The following is a 13,614-nucleotide window of genomic DNA, read 5'->3' as shown; positions in this document are numbered from 1 at the left end:
GCGATATAACAATGAAACCAGATCAAAAAGCAAGTCCTAAACACGCGTATTTCTGGGTATAGGATGCGATTTGGCTGTGCTACGAAGAGCGCCAAAATGCAGTGACCCGAATGGATAACGGAGGCGGCCCATGGCCAAGGAAGTGGTGGAAAAAGACGAGGCCTCGGTAGACGTTCTGCCCCCGCGCAATCCGGCGCGGACAGGATTGATGACCGCATCGCCGGACTGGAGCGATGACGAAAACGGAGGTCTCAATCCCCGCGATTACGTCTCCAGTCTCGCACGCGGTCTCGAGGTTCTGCGCGCCTTCAACCGCACACGTCGGAAGATGACCCTGTCAGAAGTCGCCGCCGAAACCGGCAACACCCGGGCGGGCGCGCGGCGCATTCTGCTCACGCTGGTGCACGAAGGCTATGCGGTGGCCGATGGCAAACTCTTTGATCTGACACCGCAAGTTCTCGAACTGGGCTATTCTGTGCTGTCGTCCAAGGGCGCATGGGACATCGCCCGCCCGTTCATCGACCACCTGTCGAGCGAATTGCGCGAATCAGTCTCCGCCGCTGTGCTGGACCGCTTTGATGTGGTCTATGTCTCGGGTGCGCAATATCACCGGGTGATCAGCGTCGGCATCACGGTGGGGGCACGCTTTCCCGCGCATTGCACCGCGACCGGCCGGGTTCTTTTGGCGGCTCAGGCGCCCGAGATGTGGCCCGGGATGCTTCAGCACATCCCGCTGACCCGCATGACCGAGCACACCGTCACCGACCCGACAGAGTTTCGCCGCGTGCTGGAACAGGTCCGGGATCAAGGGTGGTCATTGGTGGATCAAGAGCTGGAAACCGGCCTCATGTCGATCGCGGTGCCGCTGCACAACCCTTCGGGCGGCTTGGTGGGCGCGATCAACGTCGGCATTCCGACCGTCCGCATGAGCGCCGCGACCGCCATCGAATATGTGCTGCCCAAACTGCAGGAAACCGTGCTGAACATCCGCGAATCGCTCAAGCGCTGATCACGCGGCAAAACGGGCGGGGGTATAGCGAACCATGTCGGCTTCCGGCATGGCTCCCAGCGTGACGGCCGCCGCCATCTTGGCCACAAGCGGCCCAAGCGTGTAGCCCGCGTCCCCCGGCAAGGCCATGACCACCCGCGAGGCTTGCGGCAACCGTCCGATCGTGCTTGCCCCATCGGCAGTGGTGTTCATCCCGGCCCATGTGCGGATCACGCGCAGGCCGCCGATCTGTGGCACAAGCCGGGCTGCCAAGGCCACATTGCCAAGGAAGGAGCCCGCCAGCACGGCGGGGGGCGTCTCGCGCCCCCTGTCCTGTGCGGGCCAGCCTCCCCCAATCACAATCTGCCCTTGGCCCAGTTGCTTGAGCGTGATGGACCGCTCGGCATGCTGGATCAGATGCCCGATGCTGACAGCCGCCGCTTCGGTGATGTTCATGTGCAGGGGCTCGGCCTTGGTCGGGATATCCACGCCCAAGCCACGCACAATATCGCCCGCGCCCCAAGCAGAGGCGATGATGATCTGGTCTGCCCGATACACAGCGGCACGCCCCACCGCCACCAGACCATTCGTCTGTTGTTCCAGCCCGATGATCCGATCCTGAACACGCGCGACGCCCCGCCGGTCCAGCTCTGCCAGCAAGCGCGCATTGGCCATCAGCGGGTTCAGCTTGCCCTCATCCCGGCACAGCTCGGCCCCAAGGATCTGGGGGCCTAGCCAAGGCGCGATCCCGTCAAGCGCTGCCCGATCCAGCATCTCTACGCTCAAGCCGCGCGCTTCCTCTCGGCGGGCCTTTCCTTCCAGAAAGCGCAGTTGCTCCGCGCCTTCCGCCAGCATCAGGCCGCCTTTGCGCACCAATTCGAACGGACCATAAAGCGCGTCGAGACGTACCCATTCCTCCGCCGCCGCCTTGTAAAGCGGCAAAGATGCCTCGACAGCGGGCACCTGATCTGGGTAGAGCCGCATGAAACGGCTTTGCATCTGCACATGCAGACTGCCCGCATTGGCCCAAGTCCCGGCATTCTCCCCAGCATCGACAATGCGCACCCGCGCCCCCGCCTCGGCAAGGTGAAGCGCGGCCATCATCCCGGTGATGCCACCCCCGATGACAAGAAGATCAGAGTCCATCCTTCAACGCCTCTTCTGCCGCCAGAATGGAGGAAATCGCCACGGGTTTGATCGGCACACGCGGCGCAAAGTAACTGCGCTCATCCACCGGCATTCCCGTTGCAGCGGCCACAAGTCGTGCGGCGACGAGTCCGCAATACCGCCCCTGACACCGCCCCATGCCCACGCGGGTTGCCCGTTTCAACGTGCCGGCATGGCCCGGCCGCTCACCCAGCCCTTGCCGGATCTGGCCTGCGTCAATCTCTTCGCAGCGGCAGATCAGCGTATCATCCGGAACCTCGGGCAAGCGGGGGGCCACGTCGTGCAAGGCCCAAAGCTGGCGCTGAAAGCGCCGATGGCGGCGCAGTTGGCGCTGATCGGCAAAGACATCATACCCATCGCCAAACCCAAGCTCGGCTGCCGCAGCGCGCCCTGCAATCCGCCCCTCAGCCATTGCCGCAGGCGCGCCCCCCAACCCGGCACAATCGCCAACGGCATAAAGGCCCGGCACGCTTGTGGCGCAACGCTCATCCCGCACCACACGAAGGTGGCCGAAGGCGGGGTCATAGTTGGCGCGCGCGCCCAGCAACCGCAAGATCTCGTTTTGCGGATCAAAGCCGGCATTCATCAGCACAGCATCGGCCGTCACCGCCGTCGTCTTGGCGCCATCTGTCACCGTGACCCGCAGCGCCGAACCTTCAGCGTCGATCCGGTCCAGCCGCGTGCCGTGGCGGACGGGAGCACCACGCTTGCGCAGGTCAGACAGCATGCGCAGCCCCGACAGCACCAAACCGGGATCGGCAAAGGCCAAGACCGCCGAGGCCAAGGGCCGCAGCCAAGGCGCTGGCCCACGCTCGGCGATCATCACCACCTCGGCGCCGCCCAAGGCCAGCTCACGCCCGACCTGCAAGTTCAACGGACCAGAGCCGACAATCGCCACACGCTTGCCCGGCAAGGTGCGATAGCTGCGCCAAAGCGTTTGCGCCGCACCAGTGGTCATAACGCCCGGCAAGGTCCAGCCCGGCCGGATCTCGGGCCGCTCATAAGCCCCTGTGGCGATGATCGCCGCGCGCGGGCGGGCCACCAAGGCCGCGCCCTTGTGCTCGGCCAGAAACAGCAACCCGTCAAAGGCGCCCCAGATTTCCACTTCGCCGATCAGTTTTGCGCCGGCGGCCAAGGCCTGAGCAAGCAACTCCGCCCCGGCGGCCTGCTGCGCATCAAGCGGCGCACTGACGGCAGATTGCTTGAAATACTGGCCGCCGCCCACCTTGCGCTCGTCCAGAATCACCACACTCGCACCCGCGGCGCGCGCCGCAATGGCTGCCGAAAGCCCGCCCGCGCCGCCCCCGACGACAAGAAGATCAGGCGCAATGACCCGCGCCGGATGGGCCGCTAAAGGCACTTTGGCGGTCGCCAGATCGGGAAAGGGATTTTGGGTCAGAACCTGCTGGCCCGGCGCCGCCGCAGTCATGCAAGCCCGGCGGTTCGGAACGCCATCAACGGTCACAAGGCAATCCTGACAGACCCCCATCCCGCAAAAGACTCCGCGCGCCGCGCCTTTCGCGGTCTGCCGAAAGCGGCGCAAACCGGCGTCGGTCAAGGCAGCGGCCAGCGATTGACCGGCGCGCAACGGCACGCTGTGACCATCAAACGTAAAGTGCTCTGCCGCCTGCGTCATTTCGATGCCTCTGCCATCAAGGCGTCCCGTGACGCCACCAGTCGTGCCACCGCCCGCGCCCGCCATGCTGCACGGGCGGGCAAAAGATCGGCGGCAAGCGCGGCACGCCGCTGTGCCTCGACCGTCTCGATCAACCCTGCGTGCCAGTCCACCGTCTCACCCCGTCCGCGCCCCATCCGGGCATAGGCAGGGCCCATGCGTGCCGCATGGGCGCGGATGCCGCCGGGCGTGTTCAACTCGGCGGTTTCAAACGGCCCGGACAGCGCCCAGCGAGGACCAAGACCCAAGCGCATCACCGCCTCGATCCCGGCAACATCCGTCACGCCCTCATCCACCAGCCGATAGGCCTCGCGCAGCACCGCTCCTTGCAGACGATTCAGGACAAAACCTTCGATCTCATGCCCCAGCCGAACCGCTTCAAATCCTGCCGCGGCGAAAAGCACAGCGGCTTGGTCCATCACCTGCGCGTCAGTGCCGGGCGCCGGGCAAAGCTCGATCATCCGCAACACGGCGGGCGGGTTGACAGGATGCGCCACAAGGCAGCGGCGCTGATCTTTTGCCACCGGAAGAATGGAAGACATCGGAATCGCGGAAGAGGCCGTCACCAACACGGCGGTCTCAGGGCACCGCGTCAAGAGATCGGCAAAGATCGCCTGTTTGATCTCCAGATTTTCAGGGCCACATTCAATCACCAGATCCGTGCTGGCCAGAACTGCATCGCTTGCCTCGGCAATGCTGATTTCCCCTGCTTTGCCTTGCTGCAGGCCTGCCAAGGCGATCGCATCGCGCTGCACCGCCAAACCTGCCTCCGCCTGCGCCCGGCGTTCGGCTTGCGGATCACAAATCGTGACACGAAAGCCCGCATCAGCAAACACCGCAGCAAAAGACAGCCCGATGGAGCCTGCCCCCAGAATTGTCACATCGTTATGCTCTGTCACGCCCTGCCTCGCCCCCGAATTGCCTTGAACCCTGCCGATTGCACTTGCATTCGTTCACATGACGAACAAAAGTGCGAACAATACCTCACTCTACTCACATCGAAAGCGGCGTGCAATATGAGCGTTCTGCAGGATTTGGCCGGTCGCACGGCTGTTGTCACTGGCGCGGCGGGCGGTTTGGGCCGCGCCATCGCCGACCGTCTGGCCGCGTCAGGCGCGCGCATCGTGGCTTTTGATCTGCCCGACGCGCTGGACGCCCTCCCCGCGGGATGGGAGGGCATCGCACTGGATCTGACAGACCCCACCGCGGCAGAGCAGATGCAGCGCGTGGCCACCCGATTGGGCTCGGTGTCGGTGGTTGTCGCGAACGCAGGGCTGGTGCCACGCTGGCGCGGCATCACAGAACTGGACGCGGTCGAATGGCAGCGCGTGATGGCGGTCAATGTCTGGGGAGTCGCCATCACGCTGGGCAGTTTTGCCGAGGCGCTCGCCACGTCGGGGCACGGGTCCGGCATCGTGATGGCCTCGATCAACGGTTACCGCGCCCACCCCAAGCAAGTGCTTTATACCGCGTCAAAACATGCTGTGATTGGCGTGATGCGCGCCGCCGCCATGGATCTTGGTCAAAAGGGCGTCCGGGTCAACGCCTTGGCCCCCGGACCCATTGCGACAGAGGCGCTGCTCTCCCGGATCACGGCACGCCACGCGGCAGGCGGGCCTGCACCCGAGGTGGCACTTGGCGCCTTGGCGGCAGAGACGATGCTGGGCCGCATGGCAACCCAGCAAGACGTGGCCAACCTCGCCCATTTTCTGGCCAGCGATGCCGCCGCGGGCCTTACCGGCCATGTCTACCCGGTCGAGGCCGGATTGGCCTGACCCCGTATTGACGGGGTCAGGCGAAATCTTGGGTCAGGACAAGGGTTTCCAGCCGTGCTGCACCAGAATGTCCTTGCTGGCCAGAATGTCGCCATCGGGGTCGGCATCGGGCAGCAGAGCGTCGGTGATGATTTCCAGAACCGTCGCCCCGGTATAGCCGATCTCTTTCAAGGCCGCGGCGACCGGCGCGGGATCGACAATGCCGGTTCCCAAACGCTCATGCTTGAAATCGCCATAGCCAGAGTCCGAGATATGAACGTTCTTCACCAGATCCCCCAGCATCCGGATCGCCGCTGCAGGGTCTTCCTTGATATAGGCCGAATTGCAGATGTCGAAGTTGATGCCAACCTCCGGCCCGATCAGGCGCGCGGTCTCTGCCATGTCTTGCGCCGTCGGCAAAAAGGTGAAGGGCACGTTCTCCAACAGGATCTCCACACCCGTGCCCTTGGCATAGCGCACCAGATCCTGCACACCTTCCACGAACCAGTTCAGCATCCACTCCCGCGGCGGATTGATCAGCGAACTGACCGGACCGGGGATCGCCACCACATAGGGGCAGCTCCATTCCGCCGCGAGGTCGATCGCCTCACGATAGCGGTCCAGCGTGTAGCCGCGCATCAGCCGATCCACACCATTGGGGTTGTTGTCCAAGAGCGGATAGCAGAAAGAGGTCAGGCGTGCGCCCTCACCATCCAGCCACGTCTTCGTCTCCCGACGCTGCGCGACCGTCATCTCGCGCGGCCAGCAATGCGGTGGAAAGATCATCATCTCAAAGGCATCAAAGCCCAGACCGCGCAAATGCTTCAGCGCATCCAGACCATCGCGCGAGTACAGAAAGGGAAATGTGCTGGCGGCGACAGGTAGTGCAGTCATGTTCCAGGTCCTTTTTGTTTGTAAGGGCTTCACAGGCAGAGCATAATGGCGCACATAAGTTCATATATCGCACGAACCACAGGTTCAATCACAATCTTGAAGGAACGAGCATGGCAAGCAGGCTGTTTACCCCCATCGACATTCGCGGCCTGACGGTCCCCAATCGCATCGTGGTCGCGCCGATGTGCCAATATCAGGCCCATGATGGCGTGCCGTCCGATTGGCACATGGTGCATCTGGGCCAGTTTGCCTTGGGCGGCGTCGGCCTCATCATTGCCGAGGCCACCGGCGTAGTGCCCGAAGGCCGCATCACACCCGGTTGCCCCGGTCTGTGGAGTGATGCGCAGGAAGAGGCTTTCGCCAAGGTGGTGGATTTCGTCCACCGCCAGAGCCCCGCGAAGATCGGCATTCAACTGGCCCACGCCGGGCGCAAGGCCAGCACCCTGCCGCCATGGCAAGGCAGCGGCCCGGCGCAAGGCGATGAGGCATGGGAAACCGTAGGCCCCAGCGCCTTGCCCTATCTGGACACATGGCCCACCCCGCGCGAAATGGATGCGCAGGCCATTGCCGATCTGATCGCCGCTTTTGCCGACAGTGCGCGCCGCGCCGTGCGGGCAGGGTTTGACCTGATCCAGATTCACGCCGCCCATGGCTATCTGCTGCATCAATTCATGTCGCCGCTGTCAAACCAGCGGACCGACGCCTACGGCGGCAGTCTGGAAAACCGGCTGCGCCTGACGCTGGAGGTGTTCCGCGCGGTGCGCGCCGCCGTGCCAGAGGATTACCCGGTCATCTTGCGGCTGTCGGCAACCGACTGGGTCGAAGGCGGCTGGGACGTGGGCGAAGCGGTCGCACTGTCAACCGCGCTGCGCGAAGCAGGCTGCGACATGATCGATGTCTCCTCGGGCGGTTTGGACCATCGGCAAAAGATCGTGACAGGACCGGGCTATCAGGTGGGCTTCTCGGGCAGGATCCGGGCCGAAAGCGCCATCCCGACCATGGCCGTGGGCCAGATCACCGAAGCCGTGCAGGCCGAAACCATTCTGGCCGCCGATCAGGCCGACATGATTTCGATCGCGCGGGGCATGCTGTGGGACCCGCACTGGGCGTGGCGGGCGGCTCTGGCGCTTGGTGAGCAGATCGTCCTGCCCGCCCCCTATGCCCGGTCCAACCCCGCCCTGCGCAACACCCCCTTCATCACAAGGAAGTAAGCCATGACCACTCTGTCTGGCCGCACCGTTCTGGTCACCGGCGCCTCCAAGGGGATCGGCGCCGCCATCGCATCGGCCATGCTGGGCGCCGGCGCGCAGGTGATCGCCCATTATGGCCGGGATCGTGCCGGAGCCGAGGCGGCGGTCGCCGCCGCCCCGGACCGCGCGCGACTCGTCTCTGCCGACTTCGGCGATCCGGCCAGCATTCCCGCCTTCTGGACCGAGGTGCGGGCCCATGGCCTCCCCGATGTCATCGTGAACAATGCCGCAATCATGCGACAGGCCGGCGGCATCGCAGATGACGCCGCGCTCTGGGATGACACTTGGGATGAGGCATGGCGCGTCAACGTGCTTGCCCCTGCACAGCTGATGCGGCTGGCGGTGCGCGACTGGCTGGAGGCCGCGCGTCCCGGCGCTGTCATCGGAATCGGATCTTGGGTCACCACGCGCGGCACCACCAACCCCGGCGCCATTGCCTATGCGGCAACCAAGGCGGCCATCGCGGCCGCCACGAAAACTGTCGCCCGCAACCACGCCAAGGATGGCATTCTGGCCTATGTCATTGCCCCCGGCGTTGTCGCCACGCAGATGAGCGTGGAAAGCGCCGAGCGGACCGGCGGCGTTGCCGCCGTCACCGCACAATTGCCGATGGGAGAATGGGTCCCCCCGCAAGAAATCGCGGAGCTCGCGGTGTTTCTGGCCTCGGGCCGCGCGCGGCATCTCACCGGCGCGACCCTTGATATCAACGGTGCGGCTTACATCAGATGAGCCTATGCAGCGGCTTGTGCGCGCGCCTCGATCTGGTCCACCACCCGGTCGAGTTCCGCCATCAGCGGCACCATCGCCGCCACCCGGGCGCGGCCTTCGTCGCCAAGGCTGGCAAAGGTGGTGATCGGCGCGCGCACATCGCCCACCGGATAGCCTGCCGCCGCAGCCAAAGCCTTGGAATAGCACTGATGCCCATACAGCGGGTGGCCCTTGGTGATGATCGCATCAAACTTCTGGATCAGCGACTGGATGGCCCAGACATCATCCCAGCGGCCCTGCTCGGCATATTCCACGAACTTCACACTCGCCCGCGGGATGTAGTTGCCATAGGGGTTCACATAGCCCTTGGCGCCCATCTTGTAGCTCTCCAGCACCTGCTGGCCCGCCCAGACGTTCATCAAACCATCCGATTCCACGATGATCGCATGGATGCGCTCGATCCGCTGGCTGGCTTCCTTGATATAGCGGATCTGCTCGAAAGATTTGGTCAGTCGCCCCACCAGCTTGGCCGACATGTCGACATTGGACGTGAACGGGTTGTTGTAAAGCATGATCGGCAAGGAGCAGCCTTCGCAGATCGCCTTGTAATAGTTGAAGATCTCGTCTTCGGTGGGCGTGTAGTAATAGGGCGGGATGATCATCAACCCGTCTGCGCCCAGATCTTCGGCCTGTTTCGAATAGCGCACCGCATTCGGCGTATAGGCGTTCATCGACCCGACCATCACCGGAATGCGCCCTGCGATGTGCTTGACCGTGGCTTCGATGAAAGCGCCGCGTTCGTCATCGGTCAGGGTCAGGAATTCGCCGGTGGTGCCCAGAATGATGATGCCCGGCACGCCGCTGGCCAACTGCCAATCCAGAAACCGGCGCCATGCCGCATAGTCAATCTCGGCCCCGCCTTCGGTAAAGGGCGTGACGGTGACAGTGTAACTGCCGGAGAAGGTTTTCATTTTTTTGTCCTTTCTGACGACCGGCACGAACCGGCACGGGGGTTGTGATGCAACAAAACGCGGATGTTGTGGTGATTGGCGGCGGGATCGCCGGCCTGATGACGGCCATGTATATGGCCGAAGACGGGGCCGAGGTGCGGCTGCTGGAAGCGGGCGAGCTGGGCGCGCAGGCCTCGGGCGCCAATGCAGGCTCGATCCATCTGCAAATCCAGTATCCGGAATTCGTGGCCTATGGCGAAAGCTGGGGCCGCGCCTATGCGCCTTGCCTGCGGCTGCTGACGGAGTCGCTGACCCTGTGGCAGGGCCTGTCCGCGCGGGTGGGCGAGGATTTGCAGGTCAAGCTCGCCGGTGGGTTGGTGGTGGCGCGCACCGATGCGCAGATGCAGGCCATCGCCGCCAAGGCGCGGATCGAGGCGGAAGCCGGAGTGGAAACCGTTCTGCTGTCTCAGGCAGACCTGCGGGCTGTCGCGCCTTACTTGGCCGAAGATGCCATCGGGGCCGGGTTCTGCGCGCGGGAGGGCAAAGCCAATCCGCTGCGCGCCACCCCCGCCATCGCGGCCGCAGCGGAGCGTGCCGGGGCGGTGATCCAAAAGCACACCCGCGTGACGGCAATCGAAACCGGGCGCGACGGATATACGGTGACCACGGACAAGGGTCAGATTCGCGCCCGCCGCATCGTCAACGCCGCCGGTGCTGCCGCAGGGCAGATTGCCGAAATGCTGGGCCTGCACCTGAACATCGAAGGCTTCCCGCTGCAGGTGACGGTGACCGAGCCGATGGCCGCGACCATTCCGCATCTGGTGTATTCGGCGGCAGGAAAGCTGTCGCTGAAGCAGGTCGCCAATGGCGGGCTGGTGATCGGCGGCGGCTGGCCCGCAGCCCTGCGTCAGGATGGCGGGCTGGTCACTGACCCGCGCAGCCTGACCGGGAACATGGGCATGGCGGCGGGGGTGGTGCCGTCGGTGGGCGGTGTGCGTGCCCTGCGCTCGTGGACCGCTTGGGTCAACGGCACCCCGGACTGGCGGCCCATCTTGGGCGAAGCGCCGGGCCTGCCGGGGTTCTTCCTCGCGCTGTTCCCTTGGGTGGGCTTCAGCGCCGGGCCCATGACCGCGCGCATCACGGCCGACCTTGTGCTCGGTCGGCCGCCTGCCTTGCCTCTGAAAGGCATCTCGGTCCTGGCGGACTAAAGGCCGCATGGGGTCAGGCCGCGCCCTGTGCAGCGGCCTGATCGCGTTTGCGCAGATAGGCGCGCCATGTCATCGCCCATTTTGACGGATCTTCGAACGCGTCGCCTTTGACCTGCGCAATCGGCTGATTATGCGGAGCCGTCCGCACCAGTTCGGGGTTTTCCCGCGCCTCTTGCATGATCTGTGCCAGCACGTCGATCCACAGGTCGATGTCCTCTTTCGACCAAAGCTCCCCGGCCTCGGGCGTAAAGGGCTGCGGCACGATCCAAGGCTCGTGGCTCATCCACCATGGATCAATCCCGTAATCAGCCATCCGGTTGGCGATCTCGACCGTGCCGATCCCGGTTTCTTCATGCAAGGGCGCCAGCGACCAGCGCGTCATCTCCATCCGCCTCTTGGTCACGTCAGGGTTAGACCGCGCAATGCCGGGCAGCTGCGACAAGCGGTGATCCATATAGTTGTTGGCCACCACCGAAATGTCGCTGGCCAGCTGAATGCCCTCGGCCCCCATGGCGCGCGCCCAAGCATAGGCCTTCACCACTTGCGGCACGTTGCCCCAGAATTCCCGGATCTTGCCGCAGGATTTCGGGCGGTCTTCGTCCAGAACATAACGCTCCCCCTGCTTCACCACCACGGGTGCAGGCATATAGGGCGCCAGCTCGGCCGTGCAGCCAAAGGCGCCCACGGCGGGGCCGCCCCCGGCCTTGGGCGCCCCAAAAGTTTTGTGCAGCATGAACATGCAGGCATCAAAGCCCAGCTCGCGGGCCGAAAGCTTGCCCATCACCCCGTTGAAATTGGCATGGTCATAGAAACACAGCGCGCCCACATCCTTGGCGGCCTGCACCCATTCGCGGATCTCGGGGTTATAAATCCCCATGTCATCGGGGTTGTTCAGCATGATCAGCGCGGTGCGCTCGCTCAGCGCGGCCTTCAGCGCCTCGAGTGACGGATAGCCGTTTTCTTCCAGCGGCAGGTTGATGACCGTAAACCCTGCCGCCGCCGCCGTTGCGGGGTTGCAAGGATGCGCCTGAATGCTGGTCACCATTTCCGTGCGCTGGCCCAACTGGCCGCGATCCGCCCAATAGGCGCGGGCGACTGCCGTCATCGTATACGCGGCATCCGCGCCGCCCCCCGGCTGGAACACGAACTGATCCATCCCCGACAGCGACTGCAGGATGCCGTCAAAATCATGCATGATTTCCAGCACGCCCTGCAGTGTATCGGGGTGCTGATAGGGATGCACCTCGGCGATCTGGGGCCGCCATGTCGCGAATTCCGAGGTTTTGGAGTTATACTTCATCGTGCAGGTGCCAAAGAGGCTGACCCCCATCATCCCCAAGGTCATCTGGCTCAGATGCAGATAATGCCGCTGCGCTTCGAATTCGGTGATCTCGGGCAGCACCGGGCGATCCTTGCGCTGCATCGCGGCGGGCACCGGGTTTTGTCCCACCGCCTCTGCCACCTCTGGCTCGGGCGCTGGGAACAACTGGCCACGTCCGCCGGGGCGGCCCATGTCCATGACAAGGGGTTCATCCCATTTCGCGGCGTGAAAAGTGGGAAGACGGGTCATTTCAGCACCTCCGAAAGGGTCGTTGCGGCATGGCGAAGGTCGGCGGCGCTGTGCACTTCGGTCACGCACCACAAGGCAGACTGGCCAAGGCCAAGACCTTCGCCGGAAAGATCCTTGCCTCCGAAAATCCCGCGCGCGCGCAGGCGGTCGTTGATCTCGGCCACGCTCAGGCCGGTGTCGTCAAAGTTGACCACGAATTCCTTGAAGGTGCTGTCCGGCCACTGGATGCGCACCCCCGGCACCTCGGCCAACAGCTTGGCCGCATAGCGCGCACGCGAGATGATCAGATGGCCCAGCTCACGGAAGCCCTCGGGCCCCAGAAGGCTCATGTAAACCGCGCCCGCAATCGCCCACAGATAGGTGGAATTGCCGGTCCAGTCATTGCCATGCTCGCGCTGACCGTAAGAGTTCTGGTGGGGGCAGGCCAGCCCAAAGCCAAGTTGTCCGGGCTGCACGGTTTCCGCGATCGACACCAGAAAGCCGTTGTATTGATGGACATAGTCCGGCTCATCGCGCGAGGCGATGAACCCGCCCACACCACCGCCGCAGTTCATATGCACGCCCAAGGGCTGCACTGGCCCGGTGACGATATCGGCACCGTAATCGCCCGGCGCGGTCATCACCCCAAGGCTGATCGGGTCAACACCCACAATCGTTTCGGCCCCGGCCGCACGCGCCATCCGCGCAATCTCTGCCGCTTCGGTCTCGATGGTGCCCAGATAGGCCGGGTTCTCGAAATAAACCGCCGCCACATCCGCGCCCAGCTTGGCCTTCAGGTCGGCCAGATCCAGCCGCCCGCTCTCGGCATCGGCTTCGATCAGGACAATCTCGATGGCGCTGTCCATCTCTTGTGGCTGACAATAGGTGCGGATCACCGACAGGCGCTCGGGGTCGGACAGGCGCGGCAGCAGCACCTTGGTGCGCCCGGTCTTGCGCGCCGCCATGCGGATCGCGTGACCAATCGCACAGCCCCACGAGTAAACCGGCAGTTGCACCACATCCAGGTTCAGCAAGGCCCCAAGCTGCGACGAGAATTCAAACCACGCCTGATTGCGCCCATGATCCGATTGCAGGCTGCCCCAGACGTTGGTGGCAAACTCTGTCCGCCCGATGATCTCGTCCACAATCGCTGGCACATGATGCTGCCAGACCCCTGCGCCCAGAAAGCTCAGGTTTTCCTCGCAGGTGGCGTTCTTGCGCAACTTGGCCAGCAGATCGCGCTTCAACTCCATCTCGGACGAAAGCTGCGGCGGCAGGCGCAGCGGAGCCGTGCGGAAATGCTCCGGTGGGATCTGCTCGAACACTTCCGCAACATTCGCAGCACCGATCTCTGCCAGCATTGCCTCCAGCATCCCCGGTGCGGAATTCGCCATCCATGGATGGGCTCGGGTGGGTCCCGTCATCACGCGCTCCTTCATCTCGAATTTCATTAAGGCGATTATTGCACAAA

The 13,614-nt window shown here is 64.1% G+C and carries 12 protein-coding genes; 5 read left to right on the top strand and 7 right to left on the bottom strand.

What is annotated here, in order from left to right:
• Positions 1 to 130: 130 nt before the first annotated feature.
• Positions 131 to 1,009 (top strand): IclR family transcriptional regulator C-terminal domain-containing protein, encoded by an 879-nt coding sequence (locus CUR21_RS13940; protein WP_100197666.1) that lies wholly within the window; start codon positions 131 to 133, stop codon positions 1,007 to 1,009.
• Here CUR21_RS13940 and CUR21_RS13935 read toward each other — a convergent pair whose 3' ends face one another.
• The 3 genes from CUR21_RS13935 to CUR21_RS18660 are packed head-to-tail and all read right to left on the bottom strand — an operon-like array spanning position 1,010 to position 4,729.
• A complete protein-coding gene (locus CUR21_RS13935; protein ID WP_100197665.1) occupies positions 1,010 to 2,134 on the bottom strand; it encodes an FAD-binding oxidoreductase in 1,125 nt (374 codons plus the stop codon).
• Positions 2,124 to 3,791 carry an FAD-dependent oxidoreductase gene (locus tag CUR21_RS13930; protein WP_198431714.1) on the bottom strand — a complete coding sequence of 556 codons (1,668 nt, stop codon included), beginning with the start codon at positions 3,789 to 3,791 and terminating at the stop codon, positions 2,124 to 2,126. Before CUR21_RS13930 ends, CUR21_RS13935 begins: the two co-directional genes overlap by 11 nt.
• Positions 3,788 to 4,729 (bottom strand): 3-hydroxyacyl-CoA dehydrogenase NAD-binding domain-containing protein, encoded by a 942-nt coding sequence (locus CUR21_RS18660; protein ID WP_157792027.1) that lies wholly within the window; start codon positions 4,727 to 4,729, stop codon positions 3,788 to 3,790. Before CUR21_RS18660 ends, CUR21_RS13930 begins: the two co-directional genes overlap by 4 nt.
• 117 nt (positions 4,730 to 4,846) lie before the next feature.
• Between CUR21_RS18660 and CUR21_RS18655 the strand changes: the two genes are divergently transcribed.
• Positions 4,847 to 5,605 (top strand): SDR family NAD(P)-dependent oxidoreductase, encoded by a 759-nt coding sequence (locus CUR21_RS18655; RefSeq protein WP_157792026.1) that lies wholly within the window; start codon positions 4,847 to 4,849, stop codon positions 5,603 to 5,605.
• A 33-nt stretch (positions 5,606 to 5,638) separates the two neighbouring features.
• Here the strand turns inward: CUR21_RS18655 and CUR21_RS13915 are convergent, their stop codons facing one another.
• Positions 5,639 to 6,478, bottom strand: a complete 840-nt coding sequence (locus CUR21_RS13915; RefSeq protein ID WP_100197662.1) for a sugar phosphate isomerase/epimerase — start codon at positions 6,476 to 6,478, stop codon at positions 5,639 to 5,641.
• 110 nt (positions 6,479 to 6,588) lie between these two features.
• On the opposite strand from CUR21_RS13915, the gene CUR21_RS13910 reads away from it, so the two are divergent.
• Together CUR21_RS13910 and CUR21_RS13905 are read left to right on the top strand one after the other, a co-directional pair.
• Positions 6,589 to 7,689 (top strand): NADH:flavin oxidoreductase/NADH oxidase, encoded by a 1,101-nt coding sequence (locus CUR21_RS13910; protein WP_100197661.1) that lies wholly within the window; start codon positions 6,589 to 6,591, stop codon positions 7,687 to 7,689.
• A gap of 3 nt (positions 7,690 to 7,692) precedes the next feature.
• Positions 7,693 to 8,457 carry an SDR family NAD(P)-dependent oxidoreductase gene (locus CUR21_RS13905; RefSeq protein WP_100197660.1) on the top strand — a complete coding sequence of 255 codons (765 nt, stop codon included), beginning with the start codon at positions 7,693 to 7,695 and terminating at the stop codon, positions 8,455 to 8,457.
• 2 nt (positions 8,458 to 8,459) lie between these two features.
• Here the strand turns inward: CUR21_RS13905 and CUR21_RS13900 are convergent, their stop codons facing one another.
• Entirely contained in the window at positions 8,460 to 9,407 is a 948-nt protein-coding gene (locus CUR21_RS13900) for a dihydrodipicolinate synthase family protein (RefSeq protein WP_100197659.1), read from the bottom strand.
• A 47-nt stretch (positions 9,408 to 9,454) separates the two neighbouring features.
• Here CUR21_RS13900 and CUR21_RS13895 point away from each other — a divergent pair, with 47 nt between their 5' ends.
• Positions 9,455 to 10,594, top strand: a complete 1,140-nt coding sequence (locus CUR21_RS13895) for an FAD-binding oxidoreductase (protein WP_100197658.1) — start codon at positions 9,455 to 9,457, stop codon at positions 10,592 to 10,594.
• Between the two features lie 13 nt (positions 10,595 to 10,607).
• Here CUR21_RS13895 and gcvPB read toward each other — a convergent pair whose 3' ends face one another.
• Both gcvPB and gcvPA read right to left on the bottom strand, forming a co-directional pair.
• Positions 10,608 to 12,164, bottom strand: coding sequence for an aminomethyl-transferring glycine dehydrogenase subunit GcvPB (gene gcvPB, locus CUR21_RS13890; RefSeq protein WP_100197657.1), 1,557 nt, complete (start codon positions 12,162 to 12,164; stop codon positions 10,608 to 10,610).
• Complete coding sequence (gcvPA, locus tag CUR21_RS13885) at positions 12,161 to 13,567, bottom strand: aminomethyl-transferring glycine dehydrogenase subunit GcvPA (protein ID WP_100197884.1); 1,407 nt, start codon at positions 13,565 to 13,567, stop codon at positions 12,161 to 12,163. Before gcvPA ends, gcvPB begins: the two co-directional genes overlap by 4 nt.
• Positions 13,568 to 13,614: the final 47 nt, after the last annotated feature.

The sequence above is a fragment of the Pseudorhodobacter sp. MZDSW-24AT genome, from assembly GCF_002794355.1.
Classification (GTDB): domain Bacteria; phylum Pseudomonadota; class Alphaproteobacteria; order Rhodobacterales; family Rhodobacteraceae; genus Pseudotabrizicola.
Note: the sequence above shows the minus strand (reverse complement) of the source record. Positions and strands in the feature narration are given on the sequence as shown.

Excerpts from the sequence above, each read along its gene's own strand:
- CUR21_RS13940 (WP_100197666.1), top strand. The coding sequence starts at position 131 with ATGGCCAAGGAAGTGGTGGAAAAAGACGAGGCCTCGGTAGACGTTCTG.
- CUR21_RS13905 (WP_100197660.1), top strand. The coding sequence starts at position 7,693 with ATGACCACTCTGTCTGGCCGCACCGTTCTGGTCACCGGCGCCTCCAAG.
- CUR21_RS13930 (WP_198431714.1), bottom strand. The coding sequence starts at position 3,791 with ATGACGCAGGCGGCAGAGCACTTTACGTTTGATGGTCACAGCGTGCCG.
- CUR21_RS13935 (WP_100197665.1), bottom strand. The coding sequence starts at position 2,134 with ATGGACTCTGATCTTCTTGTCATCGGGGGTGGCATCACCGGGATGATG.
- CUR21_RS13895 (WP_100197658.1), top strand. The coding sequence starts at position 9,455 with ATGCAACAAAACGCGGATGTTGTGGTGATTGGCGGCGGGATCGCCGGC.
- CUR21_RS13910 (WP_100197661.1), top strand. The coding sequence starts at position 6,589 with ATGGCAAGCAGGCTGTTTACCCCCATCGACATTCGCGGCCTGACGGTC.
- CUR21_RS13915 (WP_100197662.1), bottom strand. The coding sequence starts at position 6,478 with ATGACTGCACTACCTGTCGCCGCCAGCACATTTCCCTTTCTGTACTCG.
- CUR21_RS13900 (WP_100197659.1), bottom strand. The coding sequence starts at position 9,407 with ATGAAAACCTTCTCCGGCAGTTACACTGTCACCGTCACGCCCTTTACC.
- gcvPA (WP_100197884.1), bottom strand. The coding sequence starts at position 13,567 with ATGACGGGACCCACCCGAGCCCATCCATGGATGGCGAATTCCGCACCG.
- gcvPB (WP_100197657.1), bottom strand. The coding sequence starts at position 12,164 with ATGACCCGTCTTCCCACTTTTCACGCCGCGAAATGGGATGAACCCCTT.
- CUR21_RS18655 (WP_157792026.1), top strand. The coding sequence starts at position 4,847 with ATGAGCGTTCTGCAGGATTTGGCCGGTCGCACGGCTGTTGTCACTGGC.